Source organism: Curtobacterium sp. PhB78, from assembly GCF_003751685.1.
Classification (GTDB): Bacteria; Actinomycetota; Actinomycetes; order Actinomycetales; family Microbacteriaceae; genus Curtobacterium.
In genome coordinates this window covers 214234-237460 of the sequence record NZ_RKIA01000005.1, presented here as the reverse complement: position 1 = coordinate 237460, position 23227 = coordinate 214234, and the positions used below count along the sequence as shown (strand labels likewise).

Below are 23227 nucleotides of genomic sequence, written 5' to 3'. Positions count from 1 at the left end.
CGGCCGCCGCGAGTCTCGGGCTGGCCGCGCCGAGTCTCGGGCTGAGCGACAGTTCACGGACGCCCGGGCGCGAGAACTGTCGCTCACCGCGAGACTCGGCCCCGCGCACCGCCCCGCGCGCCGCCCCGCGCAGCGGCCCGCGCCCGCGCGACCGGGTCCACCGCGAACACCGCCGCCACGATGGTCAGCACCGCGTACACCCCGAGGTACCCGCACAGGATCCACGGCGAGCCCCCACCGAGCTCCACGAACACCGCAGCGAGCAGCGGCGTCAGCCCCACCGAGAAGATCGACCCGATCTGGTACCCGAGCGACATCCCCGAGTACCGCCGCCCGGTCGGGAACTGCTCCGCGAACCAGGCCGCCTGCGGCCCGTAGATGCTGTCGTGGAAGACGCACATCCCGATCAGGGCCACGAGCGGCAGCAGCACGAGCGGCCCGGCGTCGAGGAACGCGAAGAACGGCCAGATGAGCACGGCGATGCCGACGGCCGACCAGATCGTGAGCACGCGGCGTCCCACCCGGTCGGACAGCCACCCCCAGAACGGCGTCGACACGAGCGACACCGCCGAGATGACGAGCACCGCCTGCAGCCCGGCGTCCGAGCCCGCCGGTCCCCGCACGGCCGCGAGGTAGGTCAGCGAGTACGTCGTCAGGATCGAGTACAGCGCGGGCTGCACCAGGCGCAGCCCGGCGGTCACCAGGATCGCGCGCGGGTGGTGTCGGATCGCCTGCCAGACCGGGAACCGCTCGACCCCGCCGGAGGCCCGCAGCTCCTGGAACACCGGAGCGTCCTGCACGCCGAGCCGGATCACCAGGCCGACGGCCACGATCACCGCGGAGAACAGGAACGGCGGCCGCCACCCCCAGGCCAGGAACGCCTCGTTGCCGAGCAGGGACCGCACCAGGGTGAACACGCCGGTCGCGAGCAGCATCCCGCCCGCCGACCCCATCTGCGTGAACGCCCCGAACAGCCCGCGGTGCCGTTCGGGTGCGTGCTCGACGGACAGCAGCGCGGACCCGCCCCACTCCGCGCCGGCGGCGACACCCTGCAGCAGCCGCAGGAACACCAGCGCGACGACGGCACCGACCCCGATGGTCGCCGCCGACGGCACGACCCCGATCAGGGTCGACGCGATGCCCATCAGCACCAGGGACGCGACGAGCAGCTTCTTGCGTCCGATGCGGTCGCCCAGGTGCCCGGCGATCACCCCGCCGAGCGGCCGCGCGACGAAGCCGACCCCGTAGGTCGCGAACGACGCGATCACCCCGACCGCCGGCGTCACCGACGGGAAGAAGGTGGGCGCGAACACCAGGGCGGACGCCGTCGCGTACAGGTAGAAGTCGTAGTACTCGACCGTCGTGCCGACGAACGAGGCGAGGGCGACGCGACGGCGGGTCGCGCCCGTCGTCGGTTCGGCACGGCGGACGGGAGGCGCGGCAGCAGTGGTCGGTGTCGGCATGCCTCAGCAGCATGGTCGGCTCCGACGTCCGGTGGAACCAGCCGCGTAACGCGGTGTCACCTCACTGCCCCTCGTGACGGCACCACGGGGAACATGGGGTGCATGAGCGATGCACCGAACCGCCCGCTGCGCTTCGCGGCCTTCGTCATGAACACGACGTCGCACATCCAGCACGGCCTCTGGCGACACCCGGACGCCCGTCAGGCCGACTTCGACGACGTCACGCTCTGGACCGACCTGGCGAGGACCCTCGAGCGCGGCAAGTTCGACGCGATGTTCTTCGCCGACGTCGTCGGGACCTACGGACCGGGACGCGGCGACTACTCGACCAACCTGCGCGAGGGGCTGCAGATCCCCTCGAACGACCCCTCGGTGCTGCTCTCCGCGCTCGCCGTGTCGACCGAGCACCTGGGCCTGGCGTTCACGTCGAGCGTCATCCAGTCGCACCCGTTCGACTTCGCCCGCAAGGTCTCCACCCTCGACCACATCACCCGGGGACGGATCGGCTGGAACGTCGTCACGAGCGCGCTCGACAGCGCCGCCCGGAACTTCGGCGCCGACCGGCTCGAGGAGCACGACGAGCGCTACGTCTGGGCCGAGGAGTACCTCGAGGTCTGCGCGAAGCTCTGGGAGGGCTCGTGGGAGGACGGCGCCGTGCTGAAGGACCCGGTGCGTGGCTACGCCGACCCCGACAAGGTGCACCGCATCGACCACCACGGGAAGCGCTACGACGTGCAGGGGCCGCACCTGAGCGCGCCGAGCCCGCAGCGGACGCCGGTGCTGTTCCAGGCCGGCTCCTCGCCCGCCGGTCGGGCCTTCGCCGCACGGAACGCCGAGGCCCAGTTCATCCTGACCTCGAACCGCGACGCCACCGAGCAGCTCATCCGCGAGACCCGCGACCTCGCCCGGGCAGCCGGGCGTCGGCGAGAGGACATCGCGTTCTTCCTCGGGCTGACCTTCGTCACCGGGTCCACCGAGGCCGAGGCGAAGGCGAAGGAAGCGGAGATCGACGAGTACCTGGCCGCCGACGGCTTCCTGGTGCACTCGAACCTCGGCTTCGACCCGGACACCGGCGAGCCCCTCGACCCGGACACCCCGCTGTCCGAGGTCCGCACCCACGCCGGGCAGTCGCACCTGCAGTGGCTCCGCGAGGCCGCCGGCGACCGCGAACCCACGATCGCCGACCTCGCCCGCCTGTCCGCCAAGCTCCGTGCGCGGGTCGTCGGCACGCCCGACCAGATCGCCGACGAACTCGCGGACTGGCAGCGCGTCGGTGTCGACGGGGTGAACGTCATCAACTGGACGCTGCCCGGCTCGTACGAGGAGTTCGTCGACCACATCGCGCCCACCCTGCAGGAGCGTGGGCTGATGCAGTCCGAGTACCGCGAGGGCACCCTGCGCGAGAAGCTCTTCGGGCACGCACAGCTGCCGGACTCGCACCCCGCCCGGCAGTGGCGCGGCGCGTTCACGGGCGGCGCGAGCGCGACCGTGACGGCGCCTGCGGACGCGGCACGTGCCGTGGAGGTGACCGCATGACGAACGCGACGACGACCGACGGACGGGTGACGGGCCTCCCGGCCGATCGTCTGGCGACCCTGCGCGAACGCTTCGCACCCGTGTTCGCGACCATCCGCGAGGGCGCGGTCGAGCGTGAGCTCGCTTCCGGCACCCCCGGCGAGCGGCCGTTGCCGCACGCCGAGGTCCGCGCACTCGCCGACGCCGGGTTCGGCCGGCTGCGCGTGCCCGAGGACCGCGGCGGCTTCGGCGTGACCCTGGTCGAACTCGCGCAGCTGGTGGCGGACCTGGCGGCCGCGGACTCGAACATCGCGCACCTGTGGCGAGGGCACTTCGGGTACACCGAACTCGTGCTGCTCCGGCCCTCGTCGGCCGGACGGGACGAATGGCTCCAGCGCATCGTCGACGGGGCGATCGTGGGGAACGCGACCTCGGAGCGGACCGGCACGACCCTGGCCGACATCTCGACGACGGTGACGCCTGTTGGCGATTCCCTCCGTCTCGACGGGCGGAAGTTCTACTCGACCGGCACGCTCTACGCCGACTGGATCTACCTGGCCGCGGACCGCTCGGGCGACCGCGTGACGTTCGCCGTGCCGGTCGACGCGCCAGGCGTGACGAGCGTCGACGACTGGGACGGGTTCGGCCAGCGGCTGACTGCGTCCGGCACCACGGTCTTCGAGGGTGTGCCGGTCGACCCCGCCGTGGTGTCGGCGTACAAGGACGCGCCGCTCTCGCACATCCAGGCCTTCTTCCAGCTGTACCTGCTGGCCGTGCTGGCCGGCATCGGACAGGCGGTGTCCGACGATGCGGTCGCCTTCGTGCGGCCGCGGACCCGGACGTACATCCACGCGAACGCGGCGACGCCAGGGGAGGATCCGCAGGTGCTGGCGGTCCTCGGTCGGTTGTCCGCCGGGGCGTTCACCGCCCGTTCGCTCGTCGTCGCTGCCGCGGGGCTGCTCGACCAGGTCGTCGCGACGAACGAGCCCGGGGTCGGGGTCGACCGCGTACTGCTGGACGCCGCCGAGAACGCGGTCTACCAGGCGCAGGTCGAGATCGGGCCGCGGGTGCTGCGGTCGTGCTCCGAGCTGTTCGAGGTCGGTGGGGCGTCCGCTGCCGACCGGACGCGCGCGCTGGACCGGCACTGGCGGAACGCCCGCGTCGTGGCGTCGCACAACCCGGCCGTCTACAAGGAGCGGCTCGTGGGGGAGTACGCGCTGCACGGGCGGGGGCCCGTCGGCGCGTGGGAGAAGTACCACGAGGTGGGGCCGACGCGGTTCTGAGGGGGCGCTGCCGCGCGCGGCGGGGGCGCGGCGCGGGCACGTCGCGACCTTTCGCGGTGAGCGACAGTTCTCGCGCTCGTGCGCCCGAGGAGTGTCGCTGAGCCCGAAATTCGGGTGCCGGGCGCCGGGCGCCGGGTGCGCCGGGTGCGCCGGTCGGGCGCCTACGCCCAGCCGAGCTCGTGCAGGCGCTCGTCGTCGATGCCGTAGAAGTGCCCGATCTCGTGCACGAGGGTGGTGTGCACCTCGTCCTTGAGCTTCTCGACGGTGTCGCACTCGGCCAGGTGCTGCTTGCGGAACACCACGATGCGGTCGGGCAGTTCGCCGAAGCCGTACTGCCCGCGCTCGGTCGCCGCGATGCCGTCGTACACGCCGAAGAGCTCTTCGCCGTTCTCCGGTTCGTCCTCGACGACGAACACCACGTTGTCGAGCCCGTCGACCATCTCGTCGGGGAGCAGGTCGAGTTCGTCGGTCACGAGCTGCTCGAAGTCGTCGGCGGACATCTCCATCACGCAGGGATCGTCCCACACCGCCCTGACCACTCGCGGCGAAGCCGCACGGCGCCGGAGGCGCCCAGACAAACACAGAGGGAGAGCCCCGGTTGCGTCACACGCAACTGGGGCTCTCCCTCGACTGGGGTGAATAACGGGTCTCGAACCCGCGACCTCCTAGACCACAACCAGGCGCTCTACCAACTGAGCTATATCCACCATGCACACACCGGCGGACCGGCGCGACCACTCAATAGTAGTACATGCTGCGGGCGGTGCCGACCACCCGTGTCGTCACTCGGCTGCCGGCTGCGCCAGGCGCGGTTCCCACTTCTCGACGACCTCGGCCTGGACGGCACGCACCTCGTCGGTGGTCGGCCCCGGCTCGGCGACGAAGCCCGCGCGGCGGTAGTACTCGAGCTCGCGGATCGACTCGAGGATGTCCGCGAGGGCCCGGTGCCCGCCGTGCTTCTCCGGCGAGTTGAAGTACACGCGCGGGAACCAGCGGCGGCAGAGCTCCTTGATGCTCGACACGTCGACGCTGCGGTAGTGCAGGTGGCCGTCGACGCGGGGCATGTACTTGGACAGGAACGCGCGGTCGGTGCCGATGGTGTTGCCGGCCAGGGGAGCGGTGCCCTCGGCGGGGACGTGCTCGAGGATGTACTCGAGCACCTGGTACTCGGCGTCCGCCAGGCTGACGCCGTTCGGGATCTCCTCGATGAGTCCCGACGTGACGTGCATGTTCGTCACGAACTCGTTCATGTTGTCGAGCGCGGACTGGTCTGGCTTGATCACGATGTCGAATCCGGGGTGCACGGGCTCGAGGTCGAAGTCGGTGATGACCACGGCCACCTCGACGAGTTCGTCGACCTCGAGGTCGAGGCCGGTCATCTCGCAGTCGATCCAGACGAGGCGGTCATTCGCGGTTGCCATGTGCACGATCCTATTCCCGGCCCGCGCGCGCCCCGTGCGCAGGTGGTGCGCGGCCGGTGCGGGGGCGCGTCCGCGGCTGCGTCCGCGGCTGGTGCGCGCTGGTGCGCGGTCGCGTCCCCGAACCCGCGAGCGGGCGAAATGCCCGGGCCGCGTCGCGAGGCACTCTGGTGTTTCGCCCGCTCGCGGGCGCGGCGGTGTCGGAGGTGCGTGAGGCGGTGGTGATGACGGCCTGGAGGCCCGGTGCTGGTCCGCCGGGCGCGTGTCGGGCCTCTAGGCTGGTCGCGTCCAGTGCGCGCACCGCGAGCGGGCGAAATGCCGCGGTTGCGCGGCGGGGTGGCGGGGTATTTCGCCCGCTCGGCGAGACGCTCAGCGAGACGCTGGGGAGGGGGCTGCGCTCCGGCCGCTCCGCGCCATCGCGGGCGGGCGAAATGCCCGGGCCACGTCGGGAGGCACCCGGGAGTTTCGCCCGCTCGCGGAGGCGGAGGCGGGGGGGGGGGGGGCGTGGTGGTGACTGCCTGGAGGCCCGGTGGCGGTCCGACGGACTGACGCCGCGCCTCCAGGCTGGTCGCGCCCAGTGCGCATCGCGCGAGCGGGCGAAATGCCCGGGTCGCGTTTCAGGGGGCCCAGACATTTCGCCCGCTCGCGGCCAGCTGGGCGGACGACGGAGGGCGGACGTGCGTGCGCCCAGTGCGCAGAGCGCGAGCGGGCGAAATATCCGGGCCGCGTCTGGAGGCACCCGGGTGTTTCGCCCGCTCGCGCAGGAGGGGGGCGGGGCGGGAAGGTGTGCGGCTAGGACATCTCGCCGGCGCCGATGGCCTCGGCCTCGACGCGCTCCGGCTCGGCGCCGTCGTCCACGCGGTGCAGGACCTTCGTGGTGCAGAGGATCACGACGAACGCGACGGCGACGGACGCTCCGGCGAAGACGTAGGCGGCCGAGGGGGCGTACGCGTCGGCGAGCAGGGTCGCGACGGGCGGGGCGATGGCGCCGCCGATGAAGCGGACGGCGGAGTAGGCGCTCGAGGCGACCGAGCGGGGCAGGTCCGTGGCCTCCATGACGCACTCCGTGAGCACCGTGTTCAGCACACCGAGCACGAGTCCACCGATGATGACGCAGATGATGAGGCCGACCTGCGAGTCCACGACGACGGCCGTGGCGAAGAGGTCGAGTGCCAGCAGGGGCAGCGCGATCTTCAGCACCGTCGTCCTGCGGAGACGGGCGGTGAGCATCGGGGCGACCCAGACGGAGGTGATCGCGAGACCGAGCCCCCAGCCGAAGAACGTGAAGCCGATGCCGAGCGCACCGAAGCCGAGCGGGAACGGCGTGTAGGCGAGCAGGACGAAGAAGCCGATGTTGTAGAACAGCGCGGTCGCGGCGAGTGCGGCGAGTGCGGGACGGCCGAGTGCGCGGAACGGCGCCGAGAGCTTCGTGGGCGTGGGCTTCTCGAGGCTGCCGGTCTTGAGGAGCGCCACGATCGCGATGAACGCGACGGCCATCAGGGTGGTGACACCGAAGAACGGGCCGCGCCAGCTCACCGACCCGAGCAGGCCGCCGACGAGCGGGCCGACGGCGATGCCGAGGCCGAGCGCTGCCTCGTACAGGATGATCGCCGAGGCGGTCCCGCCCGATGCTGCACCGACGATGGTCGCCAGGGCGGTGGAGATGAAGAGCGCGTTGCCGAGGCCCCAACCGGCACGGAAGTCGATGATGCTCCACACGCTGTTCGACGTCGCGGCGAGGACCGAGAACACGACGATGAGCGCCAGACCGATGAGCAGGGTGCGCTTCGCGCCGATGCGGCTCGAGACCCAGCTCGTGAAGAACATCGCCACGCCGGTGACGGCCAGGTAGCTCGTGAAGAGCAGCTCGGTCTGCGCCGGGGTCGCCTTGAGCGATCCAGCGATCGCGGGGAGGATCGGGTCGACGAGGCCGATGCCCATGAAGGCGACGACGCAGGCGAAGGCGATCGCCCAGACCGCTGAGGACTGCTTGAGGATGGAGCCGGACTGGCCGGCAGGTGCGTGGGCGTTCACGCGGTGGTCTCCGTTCTGGTGGTCGTGCGCTGGGCGATCAGGACGGACGCGTGGTGCAGCACGTCCCAGTCGTCGTCGGTGAGGTCGGCGAACAACGGGCCGACCGTGTCGGTGAGCGTGGCGCGCCAGGCGGTGAGCCGGGCGCGGCCCGCGTCGGTGATCTCGATGAGCTGGCCGCGGGAGTCGTCGGGGTCGACGCTCCGCGTGACCAGGCCGTCGGCGAGCATGCCCGTGACGAGCCGGGTCATCGTGGGCTGCGCCACGCGCGAGGCGGCCGCCAGCTCACCGAGCCGGAGCGGCTCGTCGGACTCGAGGATGCCGAGCGTGCGCCAGACCGCGGCCGACGTGGTGTTGCCCGTCGACTGCGCGGCGCTGCGGATCAGGCGGTTGACGGAGACGAGGAGCGTCTCGATCGTCTGCGCACGCGTTGTTTCCATAGCTGAACTATATAGCAATGCTATGCATTGCGCAACAGGCCGCACCAGGCCGCAACAGGCACCGCCTGGTAGAAGGGATGCATGAGCGACATCACCATCCACGAAGGCGACGAGTACACCGCGATCTTCCACGGCGGACCCTTCGACGGCACGACCGACACCCGCACCGCGACGAGCGACGCGCTGGACGACGAGGTCACGGTGTTCGCTGACGTCGAGGGCCTGCAGACGGCCTTCACCTACCGCGCCACCAAGTCCCGTCAGGTCCTCGACCAGACCTCGGTCGAGTTCACGTACGAGCCGGGGGAGTCCGACCCGGTGGACGACCTCGACGACCGCGGCGACCGCAGCGGCGAGTTCGACCGGGAGTAGAACCCCGCGCCGCCGCGTTGCACGGTCACATGCAGCTCGACCTCTGGACGTCCGCCTTCTGTGCGCCGTGCGCCGCCGCCCGCCGGGTGTCGGCCGAGGCCTCGGAGCTCGTCCCGGGGCTCGCCGTGACCGAACGCGACGTGGCGTCGTACCCCGACGACGCAGAGGACCTCGGCATCCGTTCCACGCCCACGATCATCGTGCGGCGGGAGGACGGGTCCGAGGTCTTCCGTTCACCCGGGGTCCCCACCCGCGACCAGCTCCTGCTGGCGATCGCCAAGGCCCTCTGACCCGGCTGCGCCCGCCGCGCTGCCGGCGGCCGCCACGCGCTCGCCGCCCGCGCCGCCCGCCGCCCGCTGCGACGTCGGCGCCGCCACCACGACCGGCTCCGGCGGGTGGACCAGCGCCCTGGCCTTCCGCGCCAGCCGCTTCGTCGTCCGGATCGGCGCCCCGATCACGAGCGCGAGCCAGCCCAGCGCCGAGCGGTCCGATCCGCCCAGGGCGTTCTTCCGCTCCCAGGCCCGGCGCAGCACCCCGCCTCGGCTACGGCGTGCGGGTTCCCGGTCGACGAGCGTCCCAGCGTCGCGCTGCGCCATGAGCTCGGTGAGCCGGCGCTGCCAGTCGTCGTCCGACGCCGGGTGGAAGTAGTTGTCCTGCATCCAGCTCGGTCGGACCGTGCCGAACCGGCCGTCCACCAGGTCGACCGAGTCGCCCTCGAGGCCGCTCGACACGAACACCTCGTTGATGAGGTGGCGGCCGATGCCGAAGTCCGTCAGCGTCAGCGCCGGCACACCACGTGCGGCCGCTTCGAGTACCGCCGTCGAGCTGATCGTCACGAGGGCCACCGCACGGTCGAGGTGTTCGGCCATCGGCCCGCTCTCGACCACCAGGTTCGCCGGTGCGTCGGCCGGCACGAGGTCGGGGTAGGGGTGTTCCTCGCGGTGCGTCTGGTGTTCGCCGGCGGCCGCGCGGGTCTTGACCACGATGCGCCACTCCGGGTGCTGCCGTGCGGTCGCGACGAGCCACTGCACGACGAGGGCCCGGTCGACGCGCTCCAGCGGGACGCTCGGCTGGGCAGCGAAGACGACGGCGTCGCGGACGGGCTCATCGGGCGCGCCGGTGCTGGCGCTGGCGGGCGCGCCCGTGCTGGCGCTCGCAGTCGCGCCCGTGCTGGCGCTGGCGCTCGCGCTCCGGGCGAAGGGCAGGGTGGCGAGCGCGAAGTGCGGCTCGACACCGCCCTCGATCGCCATCTCCTCGTACGCCCGCACCTCGCGGTGGCTGTGCAGCACGAACAGGTCGGCCCGCGCACGGAAGAAGATGCCCTTCCACTTCGCCGGGAACGAGATGCCCGGCAGGCCGGACACCAGCACCGGCCGGTCCGGGATCCGGCGGTGCACCTCGTCGATGACGAGTTCGGCGACCGGGCCGATCAGGGACACGAGGACGGCGTCGGGCGGATCGACGCGGAGCTCCTCGACGACGGCATCGACGTCCTTCGGCGACGGCGGAGCCGTCCGCAGGTGCGCGAGTCGTGCGTCGAGCCCGCGGAACGCCGAGCGCAGCTGCTTCGCGCTGGCCGAACGCGGCGTCGCGACGGTCCGCAGGTCGAGGTCCCAGCCGGCCGGTGCCGCCGCGAGCAGGTGGGCGCCCCACTTGGCGAACGAGTCGGTGTCGACCAGGGCGACCACACGTCGGCCGCGGGGTGACGGGCCGGACGGGAGGCGCGGCTCCCGTCCGACGGTCGACGCACCCCCGTCAGTCGGCACGTCCAGGGCGCCGGTCTCGTCGACCTGGCCGCTCACGTGCCCGCTGCTCACGTGGTCTCTGCTCACGTGGTCTCCGCTCACGCGCCGACGCGGCGCAGCTTCGCGAGCGGCGCCCGCTCGCCGGCGGTCGGATGGGGACTGCATCCGCTCACGCGCCGACGCGGCGCAGCTTCGCGAGCGGCGCCCGCTCGCCGGGGAAGATCCGCTTCACCCCGTCACCGAGCGCGGTCTCGATGATCCGGATGTCCCGCGCCAGGGTCTTCAGGCCGTGCGGCTCGAGCGAGGCCGCGTGGTCCGAGCCCCACATCGTGCGGTCGAGCGTGATGTGCCGTTCGACCGCGGTGGCGCCGAGGGCGACGGCGGCGATCGAGATCTGCAGGCCCGGCTCGTGGCCGGAGTACCCGACGGGCACGCCCGAGTAGCGGTGCGCGAGGGTGTCGATCATGCGCAGGTTCGCCTCCTCGGCGGGGAGCGGGTACGTCGACGTGGCGTGCATGAGCACGAGGCGGTCGGTTCCGAGGGCGTCCACGGCGGCGTCGATCTGCTCGAGCGTCGACATGCCCGTCGACAGGATGACGGGCTTGCCGGTCGCGGCGACGGCCGCGAGCATCCCGAGGTCGGTCACCGACGCCGAGGCGATCTTGTACGCGACGACGTTGAGGTCCTCGAGGAAGTCCACCGACGGCTCGTCCCAGGGGGAGGCGAACCAGTCCAGGCCGCGCAGCGTCGCGTGGTCGCCGATCTCGATGTACTGGTCGCGGTCGAACTCGACGCGGTAGCGGTACTCCAGGTAGGTCATCTCGCCCCACGGGGTGCTGCGGGGCGTGTTCTTCATGTGCTCGGGCGTGGAGATGGCCGGGGTGCGCTTCTGGAACTTGACGGCCTGCAGTCCGGCGTCGGCGGCGACGTCGATGAGCTGCTTGGCGATGTCGACGTCACCGTTGTGGTTGAGGCCGATCTCGCCGATGAGGTACGCGGGGTGGCCCGCGCCGATCGTGGACGTGCCGATGGTGACGGTCATGGTGCTCCGTTCAGTGCGGGGGCTGCCCGCGTCGGGGATGGGTCGTGGTCCGGGATCTGGGGAGCGACGACGTCGACTGTGACTTTGGTCGTGATTTCGGCCGTGGCTTCGGTCGTGATTTCGGCCGTGGCTTCGGCCGTGATCAGGTCGGTCTCGTCGTCGATGTCGATCGCGCCGGCGGGGTCGACGGCGATGAGTTCGACGCGGCCGTGGAAGCGGTGCCGGTGCTGCCGGAAGCCGTCGGTCCGCATGACGTACGAGGCGCCGGTCTCGCGGTACTCGGCCGCGCGGTCCTGGCGACGCGGACGGGTGGCCGCGTCGTGGTTCACGGCGACGGCGGAACCGTCGTCGGCCATGCGCCACAGGAACGCGTGCGACGGCGCTGCGGCGAACACGACGTCGGCGTGCCCCTCTGAGACGCGCCGGATCGCCGTGTCGAGGTCGTCCGGGTCGATGAACGGCGAGGTCGCCTGCAGGAACACCAGGACCTCGGGCAGCGCATCGCCGCCGGCCTCGAGTTCGTCGAGCACGTGGAGCAGCGCGGACTCCGACGATGCCTGGTCGCCCGCGAGGTCGGCCGGCCGTCGGACCACGTCGGCGCCGGCGGCGCGGGCCTCGGCGGCGATGGCGTCACCGTCGGTCGTGACGACCACGGCGTCGATCAGTGCTGCGCTGCGTGCCGACTCCACGGCCCGACGGACGAGCGACCGACCTCCGACCGTCCGGAGGTTCTTGCCCGGGATGCCCTTCGAGCCGGCGCGTGCGGGGACGACGGCGAGGACGGTGGCAGAGGAGTGCATCTCCCGGACGGTACGAAGCGCGGGTGTCCCAGAGGCGAACTGCGGGCAGACGACGGCCGAACCGTTCCGGAACCGCTCGAGCGGCGGGTCCCGGTTAGAATCGACGTCGCACGCCTCCGTAGCTCAGTGGATAGAGCAGGTGGTTTCTACCCACCGTGCCGCGGGTTCGATTCCTGCCGGGGGCACGACGCGAACGGGCCGCCATCCGATCGGATGGCGGCCCGTTGCTCGTTCGTGGGGGTGCTGGATGCTGCGTGCTGCGTGCTGCGTGCTGGGTGTCCGTGCCCGTTACTCGTCGTCGTCCGCGGCGCGGCGACGGAGTTCGGAGGCGCTGATCGGCTGCGTGTACGGCGCCTCGGACGTCTCGCTCGCGTCGGTGGGCTCTGCCGGGGCCTGGGTGATGCGGGTCGGGATCGACGTCGTGTTCGTCGTGCCCGGCGTCTCGACCTTCGGAGCCGGAGCGGACGCCGGGGTCGTCGGTGCACCCGGGGTGGTCGGTGTCCCCGGTGTCCCCGGTGTCCCCGGTGTCCCCGGGGTCGTCGGGACGTCGTTGGCGGGCGTCCGGTTGACGTGGGCGTCGGCCGAGGTGGGCGCCGGCGTCGCGACGGTGGACGACGCGGGACGGTCGGTGCCGCGGGCCGGGGTCACCCGATCGGTGTCGCCGAAGGCCTTGGTGACGGCGTCGTCGTCCACCACCTCGGTGTCGTCGGTGCCGCGGCTCGGGGTGGAGCGTGCGGGGGACGTGGGTGTGCCGAGCGCCGGGCGCACGGGCGGTGCGGCGTCGTCACCGTAGACGCGGGTGGTGTTCTCGCCGTAGGAGCGGGTGGCGTTGGCGTCCGACCCACCGCGGTTCACCGAGAACCCGGGTCCTGCAGCGGGAGCGGACGCCGACCCGGCTGCGGCAGCGGGGGCGCCACCGGCGGGGACCGACCCGGCGTTGGCCGGAGCCGACGGCGCGGAGGCGGGCGTGCCTCCTGGACGCTGTGCCGGACGCAGGGACGTCGTCGTCGGCGTCGGGCGCTCGACGGGAGCGGCCTGAGCGGGCGCTGCCGGGGTCTGCGGGCGGGCGGTGCTGTTCTGGTCGGCGTTCCAGTCCTGCTGGCGCTTGATCAGGTCGGCATCCGGGTCGGGGGACTCGAACTTCCAGCGCTCGAGGTCGGCCTTGAAGAGCTTGCGAGCGCGGCCCGGACGGGCCTGCCACTCGAGCAGGCGGTCGCGGAACTCCGCGAGCGACTGGTCGGCCTGGAAGCTGAAGGTCGACGAGTTCTTCTTGATGTCGGCGATCTCGTGCTGTGCCCAGTTGGCGGCGAGGGGCGCACCCTGCACGGGGAGCAGCCGGAGCCGGATGTCGGCATCCTCTGCCAGGTGGTCCGCGTAGCCGCGTTCGTCGTGCCCGAGCGAACCCCAAGCAGCGGCCTTGCGCGCCGCGGAGATGATCGCCGCGACGGCGGCGTTCTTCGACTCGCGCTCCTGCAGGGCGACGACCCGCTTGGTCGCACCCCGTCCGATGAGTGCCGCGATGACGCCGGCGACGACGATGGCGACGAAGGGGATCACGGCACCCGAGATCACCCGCCACCCGTCGTCGGACGAAGTCCAGTCGGTCAGGTCGTTCCACCAGTCCATGCGCGCACCATACTCACGAAACGGTCAGGCCCCGGGGAGGACGAACGGCGTTCCGCGCATCCGACCCGAGATGATTCCAATCTGGAACATCATGACCAGCGAAGGCAGTCGACGGCGTCATCGGCGGACCACACGTTCGGCAGCTCGACGAACCGACGCTCGGTGGCGACGTAGCGACGGGCGCGGTAGGCGGTGTCACCGGCGACGTCGATGCGGTCGACGTAGCCGACGATCTCGCCGTTGGCGCGGGTCACGCGGCTCAGGTCGTCGCGGACGTCGAGGATGCGGTAGTCGCCGCGCGACCGGGAGAGCGGGACGGTGCGGATCCGCAGTGCGGGTTCGGTCGTGGTCTGCATCGTGGCCTCCTGGTCGGTGTGGTCTCGACGCTACGGGCCACCACCGACACGCCGGGGCTCTGTCGACGCATCGTGGACGGCGGGACGAGCGGTGCGTGCTGTGGAGGGGGTGTCCCCTGTCCAACCCCGCACGGATGTCGGGGAGGTAGGTTGTGGCCATGACCACATTCGTGCTCGCAGGTGGGTGTTTCTGGTGTCTCGATGCCGTGTACCGCACGCTCCAGGGCGTGCAGGACGTGGAGTCCGGCTACATCGGCGGTCGGGTGGAGAACCCGTCGTACGAGTTGGTGTGCACGGGCTCGACCGGTCACGCCGAGGCCGTCGCGGTCACCTTCGACGAGACGGTTATCCCGGCCGAGGTCATCCTCGACGTCTTCTTCACGCTGCACGACCCGCGGCAGCTGAACCGGCAGGGCGCTGACGTCGGCACGCAGTACCGCTCGGCGATGTTCCCGGCGGACGACGCGCAGCGCGCGCTCTTCGAGCAGGCGATCCAGCGCGCATCCGACATCTGGGACGGCGGGATCGTCACCACTATCGAGCCGCTCACGACGTTCTACGCGGCGGAGGAGTACCACCAGGACTTCTTCGCGAAGAACCCCGGTCAGGGCTACTGCCTCGCAGTGGCGCTGCCGAAGGTGAACAAGGTCCGCAAGGCCTACAGTCAGTACATCCTGGCGTCCTGATCCTCGGGCGTCGGGGCCACGAGGAGGTGGTCGAACGATGACGAACAACACCGGGACCTGGGTCGCGATCGGTCCGGCGGGTGCGGTGGGCAGCATCCACCGTGCCGCGGACGGCTTCCAGGTCGAGCTCTACGGACGAGGGCGCGCCGGCGGGCTCTACCCGTCGCTCGAGTCGGCGAAGGGCGCGGTCCACGCTGCGCTCGGCCCGCTCGCGGCGCGGCCCGAGTTCCGAGCGCACTAGCGGTCCAGGGCCGGACAGGAGGCCCGGGGGACTCGTCCTCCACAGGTCGCCTGATCGGGTCCACACGCCACAGATCGAGCCCGGGGCTGCTTCCGCAGCCCCGGGCTCGATGACGATCGACGCATGAACGACATCATCACCGTCTGCGGAATCGTCGCCACGGAACCCCGTCACCTCGTCACCGAGACCGGCATCGCCATCACGAGCCTCCGGCTCGCCTCACCGTCACGTCGATGGGACCGGGCCAGCGCGGCCTGGGTCAACGGTGCGACCAACTGGTACACCGTCACCGCGTTCCGCTCCCTCGCGTCGAACGTGTTCAAGTCCCTGAAGAAGGGCGACCGCATCGTCGTCTCCGGCCGCGTCCGGATCCGCACCTGGGAGCGCGACGGCCGGGGCGGTACGTCGGTCGAGATCGACGCCGACGGCATCGGGCACGACCTGGCGTGGGGCATCAGCAACTGGGTCCGGGTGCCGCGCCAGGTGAACGACACGACGTCGGGGCACGGCGGGGTGCGGGGCGTCGATCCCCGGACCGGCGAGGTGCACGGCGGCGGGCTGGGCGCCGCTCCTGCGCTCGACGGTCCGCGGCACGAGCACGACACCGAGCACGAGGCCGAGGCTGGTGCCGGGGCCCACCGCGAGGACGAGGACGCAGCCGGGACGGATCACGGGACCGGGGCCGGGATCGACGACGGACTCGACGAAGCCGACCCGGTCGGGCCGTCGGAGCGCATGCTCGAACAGGACGGTGCCGCGTTCGACCCCGAGTCGCCGGATGACGACGGACCCCTCGCCCGGGTCGCCGCGTGAGTCCGGTCAGACCCGCCGGACGGTCACCACTTCTGCGCGATCATCGCGATGCCGGACACCTGCTCGGTGTCCCAGTTCCCACCGCGCGGCAGCCCGGCGACCCGGCCGTCGATCTTGAAGGTCGCGCCCTGGATCCTCGGCTTGTTCGTCTGCGTCGCCTTCAGCCCGCGGAACGAGAAGCTCGTGTTCCACGTGCCGTTCAGGCCGGTCTGGCCCTTCCGGTCGCCGACGGTGATGCGCGTGTTCTGCACGGTCGAGTGCACGACGTCGCCGTTCAGTCGGGCGTTCGCCTCGGCGTTGAAGAACAGCCGGCCGTCCAGGTTGAGCTTGAGGGTGCCGATCGTCTTGTGGTTCACGATCATCGTCGCGACGTCGTTCTTGTACCAGCGCATCCCGATCGGCGTGAGCTTGTTCGTCGCCGGACCGAGGTAACCGTAGGTGAACTTGCCGTTCTGCACGCGCTCCCAGATGTAGCGCGGCTTGCCCTTGCTCTCGGGGGACCCCTTGTCCGACTGGATGCCGAAGGAGTAGGCGTTGTTGTGGGCGTCGTGGACGTTGATGTACGACGAGTAGCCCGTGCCGGACCCGTTGGCGCTGATGCTCGCCGTGTAGAGCAGGTACGGGTCGCCCTTCGGGACTGCACCGGCAGCCGATGCCGGCGCGGCCGGTGCGACGAGGGCGACGGTGAGCGCGACCGCTCCGACGAAGGGGAGCGCGAGTCGGCGCAGTCGTGTGGCGTGCCTGGTCATGGTTGTCATCCCGTCCGTGATCCTGGATCGGTCCGCGTCGTGGTGAGCGACGGTCCCCGAGGTGGTTGGCGAGGACAACCTACGTCGTCGCCAGGGATCCCGACAGACCCCCGTCCCGCCGGGTGCGCGAAGCGGCGATCCCGTTCCGGGCGCGCGACGCACCGACGGGGTCACTACACTTGGGGCCGATATGGCTGAGTACATCTACCAGATGGTCCGCGCCCGCAAGGCGGTCGGCGACAAGCTGATCCTCGACGACGTCACGATGTCGTTCCTCCCCGGCGCCAAGATCGGCGTCGTGGGACCGAACGGTGCGGGCAAGTCGACGATCCTGAAGATCATGGCCGGTCTCGACCAGCCGTCGAACGGTGAGGCGAAGCTCACGCCGGGCTTCACCGTCGGCATCCTCATGCAGGAGCCGGAGCTCGACGAGACGAAGACCGTCCTCGAGAACGTCCAGGAAGGCGTCGGCGAGATCCACGCGAAGCTCGCCCGCTTCAACGAGATCTCCGCACTGATGGCCGAGCCCGACGCCGACTTCGACGCGCTCCTCGCCGAGATGGGCACGCTGCAGGAAGAGATCGACGCCGCCGACGCGTGGGACCTCGACTCGCAGCTCGAGCAGGCCATGGCCGCGCTCCAGTGCCCCCCGGGGGACGAGCTCGTCACGCACCTGTCCGGCGGTGAGAAGCGTCGCGTCGCGCTCTGCAAGCTCCTGCTCCAGAAGCCCGACCTGCTCCTGCTCGACGAGCCCACCAACCACCTGGACGCCGAGAGCGTGCAGTGGCTCGAGCAGCACCTGCAGCAGTACCACGGTGCCGTCCTCGCCGTGACCCACGACCGGTACTTCCTGGACCACGTCGCCCAGTGGATCGCCGAGGTCGACCGTGGTCGCCTCTACCCGTACGAGGGCAACTACTCTACGTACCTCGAGAAGAAGCGTGCGCGCCTCGAGGTGCAGGGCAAGAAGGACGCGAAGCTCGCGAAGCGCCTGTCCTCCGAGCTCGACTGGGTCCGCAGCAACACCAAGGGTCGTCAGGCGAAGTCGAAGGCCCGTCTCGCCCGGTACGAAGAGATGGTCACCGAGGCCGAGCGCACCCGCAAGCTCGACTTCGAGGAGATCGTGATCCCCGTGGGTCCTCGTCTGGGCTCGCAGGTCATCGACGCCGAGAAGCTGCACAAGCAGTTCGGTGAGCGCGTCATCATCGGTGACCTGTCGTTCACGCTGCCCCGCAACGGCATCGTCGGCGTCATCGGCCCGAACGGTGTCGGCAAGACGACGCTGTTCAAGACGATCGTCGGGCTCGAACCCCTCGACGGCGGCACGCTGAAGATCGGCGACACCGTCGACATCTCGTACGTCGACCAGAGCCGTGGCGGCATCGACCCGAACAAGAACCTGTGGGAGGTCGTGTCCGACGGGCTCGACTACATCCAGGTCGGCAAGACCGAGATCCCGTCCCGCGCCTACGTCTCGCAGTTCGGGTTCAAGGGCCCGGACCAGCAGAAGCGTGCCGGCATCCTGTCCGGTGGCGAGCGCAACCGCCTGAACCTCGCGCTGACGCTCAAGCAGGGCGGCAACTTGCTGCTGCTCGACGAGCCGACGAACGACCTGGACGTCGAGACCCTCGGCAGCCTCGAGAACGCCCTGCTCGAGTACCCCGGTTGCGCCGTGGTCATCACCCACGACCGGTGGTTCCTCGACCGCATCGCGACCCACATCCTGGCGTGGGAAGGCCTCAACGAGGACGGCACGCCGAACTGGTACTGGTTCGAGGGCAACTTCGAGGCGTACGAGGAGAACAAGATCGAGCGCCTCGGTGCCGATGCCGCGAAGCCCGGGCGCGCGACGTACCGCAAGCTCACCCGCGACTGACCCGCGTGGCGAGACTGCACGCTCCCATCCGCATGCGGTGGAGCGACATCGACGCCTACGGCCACGTCAACAACTCCGCGATGCTGCGCCTGCTCGAAGAGGCGCGCATCGTGGGGTTCTGGGGTCCGGACGAGGGTGAGCTGTCGGCGGACGGCAGCCTGCCCGAGCCGATCATCGACGGTCGGCCGGGCTCCGGCACGATGACGGTGATCGCCGGACAGCGCCTCGAGTACCTCGCGTCGATCCCGTACCTGCGCCAGCCGCTCGACATCCAGATGTGGATCGGGCGGCTCGGTGGGGCGAGCGTCGACGTGTCGTACGAGGTCTGGTCGCCGGTCGGGCAGCAGCCGGCCGAGCTCTACACCCGGGCGACGACCGCGCTCGTCATGGTGGACGCCGCCACGAACCGTCCTCGGCGGCTGACCGCGGCCGAGCGTGCGGCGTGCGAGCAGTACCTCGAGGCCCCGGTGGAGTTCAGCCGCCCGTAGGGACCCGCATCATGCCCTCCTGCGCCACGGTCGCCAGCAGGCGTCCGTCGCGGGAGAACATCCGACCGAACGCGAGCCCCCGGCCGCCCTGGGCGCTGGGGGACTCCTGCGTGTACAGGATCCACTCGTCGGCCCGACCGTCGCGGTGCCACCACATCGCGTGGTCGAGGCTGGCGCTCTTCACGCCGGGCGTGCCCCAGGCGACGCCGTGCCGCCGCATGATCGGTTCGAGGATCGACAGGTCGCTGGCGTACCCGAGGACCGCACGGTGCAGCGCCGGGTCGTCCGGCAGGTCGCCCTGCACACGGAACCAGACCGCCTGGTGCGGCACGTGCTCGCCCTGCACGTCGACGAACACCGGTCCCTCGACGTGCCGCAGGTCGATCGAGCGCTCGGCCCAGGCCTTGGCGACGGGGTGGTCGATGGTGGACAGGATCGACGCGGCGGACGGCAGCGACTCCGGTGACGGCGTGTCCACCGGGTACGGGTCCTGGTGCTCGACCCCGGTGTCCGGCACCTGGAACGAAGCGATCATCGAGAAGATCGGCACACCGCGCTGGTAGGCCTGCACGCGCCGTGTCGCGAAGGACCGACCGTCGTGGATGCGTTCGACGCCGAAGGTGATCGGCACGTCGATGTCGCCGGGACGCAGGAAGTACCCGTGCATCGAGTGGATGTCACGCCCCTCGATGGTGGCCTGCGCAGCGACGATGCACTGGGCGAGCACCTGGCCGCCGAACACCCGCCCGCCGGGGGACCAGTGGTTCGCGCCGGTGAGGATCGTCTCACCCGTGCTCGCACCGGTGTCCTCGAGTCGGAGGGTCCGCAGGAAGTCGGGTTCGCCGTTCACGTGGTGCAGTCTACGAACACAGGGTGCGCCGGTAGGATCGGTTCGACATGGGCACCTCGTTCACGCTTCCCGACGCCGCCTCCCTCGGGGACCTCCGCACGTACCTCGGACGTACCGCTCGGATCGAGGACGGTTCGGTCCGGTTCATCGCCGACTCCGGTGTCCTCGCGGTCTACACGGCGATCCTGTACCCCCTCGGACTCCTCGACGAGCTGCCGACGGTGCTCGGCCTCCGCACGTTCTCGCTCACCGAGCCCGCGACGATCGACGCCGTGGTGCCGCTGCAGTCCCTGCTCGAGCGGCTCCGGCTCCTCGCCGAGGAACAGGACGCCGAGCACGCCGACGGCGCCGACCCGACGCGGGCCACACCGATCGAGGTCGAGCTCCCGCACGAGGTCCACACCGTGACCTGGGCGGCGATCTCCCCGCCCCGTGGCGGATGGGTGCCGCTGCCCGACGTCTCGCCGGAGCTGCTGCGCCGCGCCACCCGTGACGGCATCGCCGAGGTCGCCGACGCCGTCCCGACCAACGCGGGCGAGGCGATCATCCGCAAGGTGCGATCCGAGGTCTGGGGCCGTCCGGTGCCGGGCATCGAGCACCTGCCCGCTGGTGCAGGCTTCGCGGGGGAGAGCCTCGGCTTCCTCGGGCACGACCCGGTCCGCCTGTTCGAGACCGGTCCGTGGAGCCGTCTGACGACGTCGCGCGGGCACGTGCTCGTCAAACGCCGCGCCTGGACCCTGAACCTGTAGCGAACGTCACGTCCTGGCCAGGTGGTTGGCTGGCCGCATGCACGTCTTGCTCACCGGTGCGTCCGGGTACATCGGCTCTTCCGTCCTCCGCGCCCTCGTCGCCCACGGGCACGAGGTGACCGCCATCGTCCGCTCCGACGAGAAGGCGCAGCACGTGCGTGACGCCGGTGGGCACGCCCTCGTCGGGGACGTCACCGACACCGAGGTCGTCGAACGGCTGCTGCACGAGACCGACGGCGTCGTCCACACGGCGTCCGCGCCCGACGTCGACCCGGACTTCACCGCGACGGTCCTGCGCGCGTCCGCCGGCACACCGAAGCCGTTCGTGCACACCGGCGGCATCTTCACCTTCGGCAACTCGACGGACATCTCCGAGCAGTCGCCGATCGATCCGCCCGAGCTGACGTCGTGGCGCACGGCGAACGAGGCTGCCGTGCGGGCGAGCGACGTGCGGACCACGATCGTCGCCCCGGGCATCGTGTACGGGCGAGGTGCCGGCATCCCCGCGATGTTCGTCAGCGACGGCACCCAGCCGGTCACGCTGGTCGGTGACGGCTCGCAGCGCTGGACCACGGTGCACGTCGACGACCTCGGCGAGCTCTACGTCCTCGCGCTGGAGCGTGCCGAGCAGGACGGGTACATCGTCGCCGCGACCGGGGACAACCCGACGGTGCGCGAACTCGCCGAAGCGGGAGCGCACGGCGCACCGGTCGTCGCCGAGAGCGTCGATGCTTCGCGCGAGCGACTCGGCGGGGCCTTCGCCGACGCGCTGCTCCTGCACCAGGAGGCGTCCGGAGCCCACGCCCGCTCCGCCTTCGGCTGGAACCCGACGCACCCGTCCCTGGTCCAGGACCTCGCCACCGGCTCGTACGCGCGCTGAGGACGACGAACGGCCCTCGACGACGGCGTCAGCGCCGCCGAGGTTCCACAACATGCCGCGCACCGTTCGCCGAGGTTCCACGAACGGGACGAGGCGGCGCCGAGATGTGCAGATTTCGGAACCTGGGCGGCAGTCGGAACCTGCGCGGCTGAAGAGCAGGCGTCAGTCGAAGGTGTTCGTCATGGCGTGCGCGGCACGGTCGAGGTACGCCCAGAGCTCGGCCTCGTCGAGGGGTGCGAGCTGCAGGGACTCGACGGCCTCACGCATGTGGTGCAGCCAGCGCTCGCGGGCCTCGGACGTGATGCGGAACGGGTTGTGCCGCATCCGGAGCCGGGGGTGTCCGCGTTCCTCGCTGTAGGTGCCCGGCCCGCCCCAGTACTGCTGCAGGAAAGCGGACAGGCGCCAGATCGCGCCCTCGAGGTCGTCGGCCGGGTACATCGGCCAGATGACGTCGTCCTGCTGCACGCCCTCGTAGAAGCGGCGCACGAGCCGGTCGAAGGTCGGGGCGCCACCGATGCGGTCGAAGAGCGAGCCGGTGGCCGAGACCCCGTGCTCGCCGACCCGCAGCGTGATCGGCTGTGCCGGAACACCCGGAACACCCGGCACGCCGGGGACGCCGGGCATGCCGAGCCCACCCCCGCCTGGGCCACTGCTCGGAGGTGTGGGATCGGTCACTGGGGGTCCTTCCCGCCGTCGTGGTGGTCGTCGGTCCGGATGGGTTGCCCGAGCACGTTGCGCTTGGGGCGGCGCGGCTTGGTCGGCGCCGGGGTGGGACGCGTCTGCACCGACCGCAGCCCGTTGATCGAGGTCGCGTTCTCCCAGCCCTCGGGCATGATCATCGCCATCGCCGGCAGGGTGATGCCGAGCTCGTCGACGGCGTGCTTCAGGCGGGCGCGGAGTTCGCGGCCGACGACGTCGAGCTCGGAGGCGCGGGTCTTCACGACGAGGCGGAACACCATGCCGTCGGGGGAGACCGACTGCAGCCCCCAGATCTCGGGCTTCTCGACGATGCGCTGGCGCCAGCGGGGCTCCTGCGACATGGTGACGGCGGCCGCGAGCAGGGCGTCCTGCACGGCGTCGATGTCGGTGTCGTAGGGGACGGTGATGTCGACGAGGACGCGCGACCAGCCCTGGGACAGGTTGCCGACGCGCAGGATCTGCCCGTTCGGCACGAACCACAGGATCCCGTTGACGTCGCGCACCTGCATGACTCGGAGCCCGACGTTCTCGACGACGCCCGTGGCCTGCCCGGTGTCGACGACGTCGCCGACGCCGGCCTGGTCCTCGAGGATCATGAAGATGCCGGAGAGCAGGTCCTTCACGATCGACTGCGCGCCGACGGCGAGGCCCGCGGCCACGAGCGATGCGCCACCGACGATGCCGACGGCGGCGTCCGGGATCGCCACGGGGATGATGATCGCAAGGGCCACCACCACGACGATGACCGTTGCGAGGTTCTCGAGCACGCTGCCCAGGGTGCGGGTCCGCTGCACCACACGCGCGGTCTGGACCGGCGACGCGATGAGTGCCTGCGTGTCTTCGGCGCCCTGACGCTTCTTCACGCCGTTCACGACACGGTCGACGATCTGCTTGATCATCCGGCGGAGGATCACGCGCAGGATGATCGCCGCGATGATGGTGATCACGATCGTGATCGGGATGTGCCAGGCGTCGACGAACTGGGTGAACGCGTTGGATGCCCACTTCGGGACGTCGGAGGTCTCTGCAGCCAAGGTCATATCCGGTCGATGCTAAGGGCGGGGCCTCGGCGTTCCATGAGGAACGCCGAGGCCCAGCCGATCAG

The 23227-nt window shown here is 71.0% G+C and carries 25 protein-coding genes and 2 tRNA genes; 12 read left to right on the top strand and 15 right to left on the bottom strand.

All coding sequences use genetic code 11. From position 1 onward, the window contains the following. Positions 1–83: 83 nt before the first annotated feature. Positions 84–1463, bottom strand: coding sequence for an MFS transporter (locus EDF53_RS13355; RefSeq protein ID WP_123294021.1), 1380 nt, complete (start codon positions 1461–1463; stop codon positions 84–86). Between the two features lie 102 nt (positions 1464–1565). On the opposite strand from EDF53_RS13355, the gene EDF53_RS13350 reads away from it, so the two are divergent. Together EDF53_RS13350 and EDF53_RS13345 are read left to right on the top strand one after the other, a co-directional pair. Then, positions 1566–2999 (top strand): LLM class flavin-dependent oxidoreductase, encoded by a 1434-nt coding sequence (locus tag EDF53_RS13350; RefSeq protein ID WP_123294020.1) that lies wholly within the window; start codon positions 1566–1568, stop codon positions 2997–2999. Then, positions 2996–4261 (top strand): acyl-CoA dehydrogenase family protein, encoded by a 1266-nt coding sequence (locus tag EDF53_RS13345; protein WP_123294019.1) that lies wholly within the window; start codon positions 2996–2998, stop codon positions 4259–4261. The genes EDF53_RS13350 and EDF53_RS13345 overlap by 4 nt, the downstream gene beginning before the upstream one ends. 161 nt (positions 4262–4422) lie before the next feature. On the opposite strand, the gene EDF53_RS13340 is transcribed toward EDF53_RS13345, so the two are convergent. From EDF53_RS13340 to EDF53_RS13320, 5 genes are all read right to left on the bottom strand, one after another. After that, complete coding sequence (locus EDF53_RS13340) at positions 4423–4767, bottom strand: metallopeptidase family protein (RefSeq protein WP_123294018.1); 345 nt, start codon at positions 4765–4767, stop codon at positions 4423–4425. A 125-nt stretch (positions 4768–4892) separates the two neighbouring features. Next, positions 4893–4968 (bottom strand) — tRNA-His (locus EDF53_RS13335). 75 nt (positions 4969–5043) lie between these two features. Beyond that, the gene (orn, locus tag EDF53_RS13330) at positions 5044–5682 is read right to left on the bottom strand and encodes an oligoribonuclease (protein WP_123294017.1); all 639 of its coding nucleotides are present in this window, start codon (positions 5680–5682) and stop codon (positions 5044–5046) included. Positions 5683–6471: 789 nt separating this feature from the next. Next, positions 6472–7713 carry an MFS transporter gene (locus EDF53_RS13325; RefSeq protein ID WP_123294016.1) on the bottom strand — a complete coding sequence of 414 codons (1242 nt, stop codon included), beginning with the start codon at positions 7711–7713 and terminating at the stop codon, positions 6472–6474. After that, positions 7710–8150, bottom strand: coding sequence for a MarR family winged helix-turn-helix transcriptional regulator (locus tag EDF53_RS13320; protein WP_123294015.1), 441 nt, complete (start codon positions 8148–8150; stop codon positions 7710–7712). The genes EDF53_RS13325 and EDF53_RS13320 overlap by 4 nt, the downstream gene beginning before the upstream one ends. Before the next feature lie 81 nt (positions 8151–8231). Between EDF53_RS13320 and EDF53_RS13315 the strand changes: the two genes are divergently transcribed. Both EDF53_RS13315 and EDF53_RS13310 read left to right on the top strand, forming a co-directional pair. Next, positions 8232–8522, top strand: a complete 291-nt coding sequence (locus EDF53_RS13315) for an oligoribonuclease (protein WP_123294014.1) — start codon at positions 8232–8234, stop codon at positions 8520–8522. Between the two features lie 29 nt (positions 8523–8551). Further along, on the top strand, positions 8552–8812 hold the full coding sequence (locus tag EDF53_RS13310; RefSeq protein ID WP_123294013.1) for a thioredoxin family protein: 261 nt from the start codon (positions 8552–8554) through the stop codon (positions 8810–8812). Here the strand turns inward: EDF53_RS13310 and EDF53_RS13305 are convergent. The 3 genes from EDF53_RS13305 to EDF53_RS13295 form a co-directional block, all read right to left on the bottom strand. Next, positions 8756–10339, bottom strand: coding sequence for a DUF6716 putative glycosyltransferase (locus tag EDF53_RS13305; RefSeq protein ID WP_123294012.1), 1584 nt, complete (start codon positions 10337–10339; stop codon positions 8756–8758). The two genes, EDF53_RS13310 and EDF53_RS13305, sit on opposite strands and share 57 nt — an antisense overlap. Before the next feature lie 97 nt (positions 10340–10436). Continuing rightward, positions 10437–11309 carry an N-acetylneuraminate synthase family protein gene (locus tag EDF53_RS13300; protein ID WP_123294011.1) on the bottom strand — a complete coding sequence of 291 codons (873 nt, stop codon included), beginning with the start codon at positions 11307–11309 and terminating at the stop codon, positions 10437–10439. Continuing rightward, positions 11306–12109 (bottom strand): cytidylyltransferase domain-containing protein, encoded by an 804-nt coding sequence (locus tag EDF53_RS13295; RefSeq protein WP_123294010.1) that lies wholly within the window; start codon positions 12107–12109, stop codon positions 11306–11308. The genes EDF53_RS13300 and EDF53_RS13295 overlap by 4 nt, the downstream gene beginning before the upstream one ends. Positions 12110–12221: 112 nt before the next feature. Here EDF53_RS13295 and EDF53_RS13290 point away from each other — a divergent pair. After that, a tRNA-Arg gene (locus EDF53_RS13290) sits at positions 12222–12294 on the top strand. 103 nt (positions 12295–12397) lie between these two features. Here EDF53_RS13290 and EDF53_RS13285 read toward each other — a convergent pair. Then, entirely contained in the window at positions 12398–13735 is a 1338-nt protein-coding gene (locus EDF53_RS13285) for a hypothetical protein (protein ID WP_123294009.1), read from the bottom strand. 89 nt (positions 13736–13824) lie between these two features. Further along, entirely contained in the window at positions 13825–14091 is a 267-nt protein-coding gene (locus EDF53_RS19400; RefSeq protein WP_111086795.1) for a hypothetical protein, read from the bottom strand. Positions 14092–14249: 158 nt separating this feature from the next. On the opposite strand from EDF53_RS19400, the gene msrA reads away from it, so the two are divergent. The 3 genes from msrA (at position 14250) to EDF53_RS13265 (ending at position 15831) form a co-directional block, all read left to right on the top strand. Continuing rightward, positions 14250–14777: a peptide-methionine (S)-S-oxide reductase MsrA gene (gene msrA / locus EDF53_RS13275; RefSeq protein ID WP_123294007.1), complete on the top strand. Its 528-nt coding sequence runs from the start codon at positions 14250–14252 to the stop codon at positions 14775–14777. A gap of 37 nt (positions 14778–14814) precedes the next feature. Then, on the top strand, positions 14815–15018 hold the full coding sequence (locus EDF53_RS13270; protein ID WP_123294006.1) for a methyltransferase: 204 nt from the start codon (positions 14815–14817) through the stop codon (positions 15016–15018). A gap of 123 nt (positions 15019–15141) precedes the next feature. Continuing rightward, the gene (locus tag EDF53_RS13265) at positions 15142–15831 is read left to right on the top strand and encodes a single-stranded DNA-binding protein (RefSeq protein ID WP_123294005.1); all 690 of its coding nucleotides are present in this window, start codon (positions 15142–15144) and stop codon (positions 15829–15831) included. Positions 15832–15854: 23 nt separating this feature from the next. On the opposite strand, the gene EDF53_RS13260 is transcribed toward EDF53_RS13265, so the two are convergent. Further along, complete coding sequence (locus EDF53_RS13260; protein WP_123294004.1) at positions 15855–16580, bottom strand: hypothetical protein; 726 nt, start codon at positions 16578–16580, stop codon at positions 15855–15857. Positions 16581–16770: 190 nt separating this feature from the next. Between EDF53_RS13260 and ettA the strand changes: the two genes are divergently transcribed. Together ettA and EDF53_RS13250 are read left to right on the top strand one after the other, a co-directional pair. After that, positions 16771–18456: an energy-dependent translational throttle protein EttA gene (gene ettA / locus EDF53_RS13255; RefSeq protein ID WP_111086790.1), complete on the top strand. Its 1686-nt coding sequence runs from the start codon at positions 16771–16773 to the stop codon at positions 18454–18456. A gap of 32 nt (positions 18457–18488) precedes the next feature. Then, the gene (locus EDF53_RS13250) at positions 18489–18944 is read left to right on the top strand and encodes a thioesterase family protein (protein WP_123294003.1); all 456 of its coding nucleotides are present in this window, start codon (positions 18489–18491) and stop codon (positions 18942–18944) included. Here the strand turns inward: EDF53_RS13250 and EDF53_RS13245 are convergent. Then, complete coding sequence (locus EDF53_RS13245; protein WP_123294002.1) at positions 18931–19794, bottom strand: acyl-CoA thioesterase II; 864 nt, start codon at positions 19792–19794, stop codon at positions 18931–18933. The two genes, EDF53_RS13250 and EDF53_RS13245, sit on opposite strands and share 14 nt — an antisense overlap. Positions 19795–19841: 47 nt before the next feature. On the opposite strand from EDF53_RS13245, the gene EDF53_RS13240 reads away from it, so the two are divergent. Both EDF53_RS13240 and EDF53_RS13235 read left to right on the top strand, forming a co-directional pair. Then, the gene (locus tag EDF53_RS13240) at positions 19842–20543 is read left to right on the top strand and encodes a hypothetical protein (RefSeq protein WP_123294001.1); all 702 of its coding nucleotides are present in this window, start codon (positions 19842–19844) and stop codon (positions 20541–20543) included. Between the two features lie 37 nt (positions 20544–20580). Further along, entirely contained in the window at positions 20581–21423 is an 843-nt protein-coding gene (locus EDF53_RS13235; protein ID WP_123294000.1) for an NAD-dependent epimerase/dehydratase family protein, read from the top strand. Between the two features lie 162 nt (positions 21424–21585). Here the strand turns inward: EDF53_RS13235 and EDF53_RS13230 are convergent, their stop codons facing one another. Both EDF53_RS13230 and EDF53_RS13225 read right to left on the bottom strand, forming a co-directional pair. Then, positions 21586–22047, bottom strand: a complete 462-nt coding sequence (locus tag EDF53_RS13230; protein ID WP_260213568.1) for a globin — start codon at positions 22045–22047, stop codon at positions 21586–21588. Between the two features lie 47 nt (positions 22048–22094). After that, positions 22095–23162 carry a mechanosensitive ion channel family protein gene (locus tag EDF53_RS13225; RefSeq protein ID WP_123293999.1) on the bottom strand — a complete coding sequence of 356 codons (1068 nt, stop codon included), beginning with the start codon at positions 23160–23162 and terminating at the stop codon, positions 22095–22097. Between the last annotated feature and the right edge of the window lie 65 nt (positions 23163–23227).

Coding starts and splice junctions, on each gene's coding strand:
- orn (WP_123294017.1), bottom strand. CDS start 5,682: ATGGCAACCGCGAATGACCGCCTCGTCTGGATCGACTGCGAGATGACC.
- EDF53_RS13320 (WP_123294015.1), bottom strand. CDS start 8,150: ATGGAAACAACGCGTGCGCAGACGATCGAGACGCTCCTCGTCTCCGTC.
- EDF53_RS13285 (WP_123294009.1), bottom strand. CDS start 13,735: ATGGACTGGTGGAACGACCTGACCGACTGGACTTCGTCCGACGACGGG.
- EDF53_RS13260 (WP_123294004.1), bottom strand. CDS start 16,580: ATGACCAGGCACGCCACACGACTGCGCCGACTCGCGCTCCCCTTCGTC.
- EDF53_RS13295 (WP_123294010.1), bottom strand. CDS start 12,109: ATGCACTCCTCTGCCACCGTCCTCGCCGTCGTCCCCGCACGCGCCGGC.
- EDF53_RS13270 (WP_123294006.1), top strand. CDS start 14,815: ATGACGAACAACACCGGGACCTGGGTCGCGATCGGTCCGGCGGGTGCG.
- EDF53_RS13315 (WP_123294014.1), top strand. CDS start 8,232: ATGAGCGACATCACCATCCACGAAGGCGACGAGTACACCGCGATCTTC.
- EDF53_RS13225 (WP_123293999.1), bottom strand. CDS start 23,162: ATGACCTTGGCTGCAGAGACCTCCGACGTCCCGAAGTGGGCATCCAAC.
- EDF53_RS19400 (WP_111086795.1), bottom strand. CDS start 14,091: ATGCAGACCACGACCGAACCCGCACTGCGGATCCGCACCGTCCCGCTC.
- EDF53_RS13310 (WP_123294013.1), top strand. CDS start 8,552: ATGCAGCTCGACCTCTGGACGTCCGCCTTCTGTGCGCCGTGCGCCGCC.
- EDF53_RS13350 (WP_123294020.1), top strand. CDS start 1,566: ATGAGCGATGCACCGAACCGCCCGCTGCGCTTCGCGGCCTTCGTCATG.
- EDF53_RS13230 (WP_260213568.1), bottom strand. CDS start 22,047: ATGCCCGGCGTCCCCGGCGTGCCGGGTGTTCCGGGTGTTCCGGCACAG.
- EDF53_RS13240 (WP_123294001.1), top strand. CDS start 19,842: ATGGGCACCTCGTTCACGCTTCCCGACGCCGCCTCCCTCGGGGACCTC.
- msrA (WP_123294007.1), top strand. CDS start 14,250: ATGACCACATTCGTGCTCGCAGGTGGGTGTTTCTGGTGTCTCGATGCC.
- EDF53_RS13265 (WP_123294005.1), top strand. CDS start 15,142: ATGAACGACATCATCACCGTCTGCGGAATCGTCGCCACGGAACCCCGT.
- ettA (WP_111086790.1), top strand. CDS start 16,771: ATGGCTGAGTACATCTACCAGATGGTCCGCGCCCGCAAGGCGGTCGGC.
- EDF53_RS13340 (WP_123294018.1), bottom strand. CDS start 4,767: ATGGAGATGTCCGCCGACGACTTCGAGCAGCTCGTGACCGACGAACTC.
- EDF53_RS13355 (WP_123294021.1), bottom strand. CDS start 1,463: ATGCCGACACCGACCACTGCTGCCGCGCCTCCCGTCCGCCGTGCCGAA.
- EDF53_RS13235 (WP_123294000.1), top strand. CDS start 20,581: ATGCACGTCTTGCTCACCGGTGCGTCCGGGTACATCGGCTCTTCCGTC.
- EDF53_RS13345 (WP_123294019.1), top strand. CDS start 2,996: ATGACGAACGCGACGACGACCGACGGACGGGTGACGGGCCTCCCGGCC.
- EDF53_RS13300 (WP_123294011.1), bottom strand. CDS start 11,309: ATGACCGTCACCATCGGCACGTCCACGATCGGCGCGGGCCACCCCGCG.
- EDF53_RS13250 (WP_123294003.1), top strand. CDS start 18,489: ATGCGGTGGAGCGACATCGACGCCTACGGCCACGTCAACAACTCCGCG.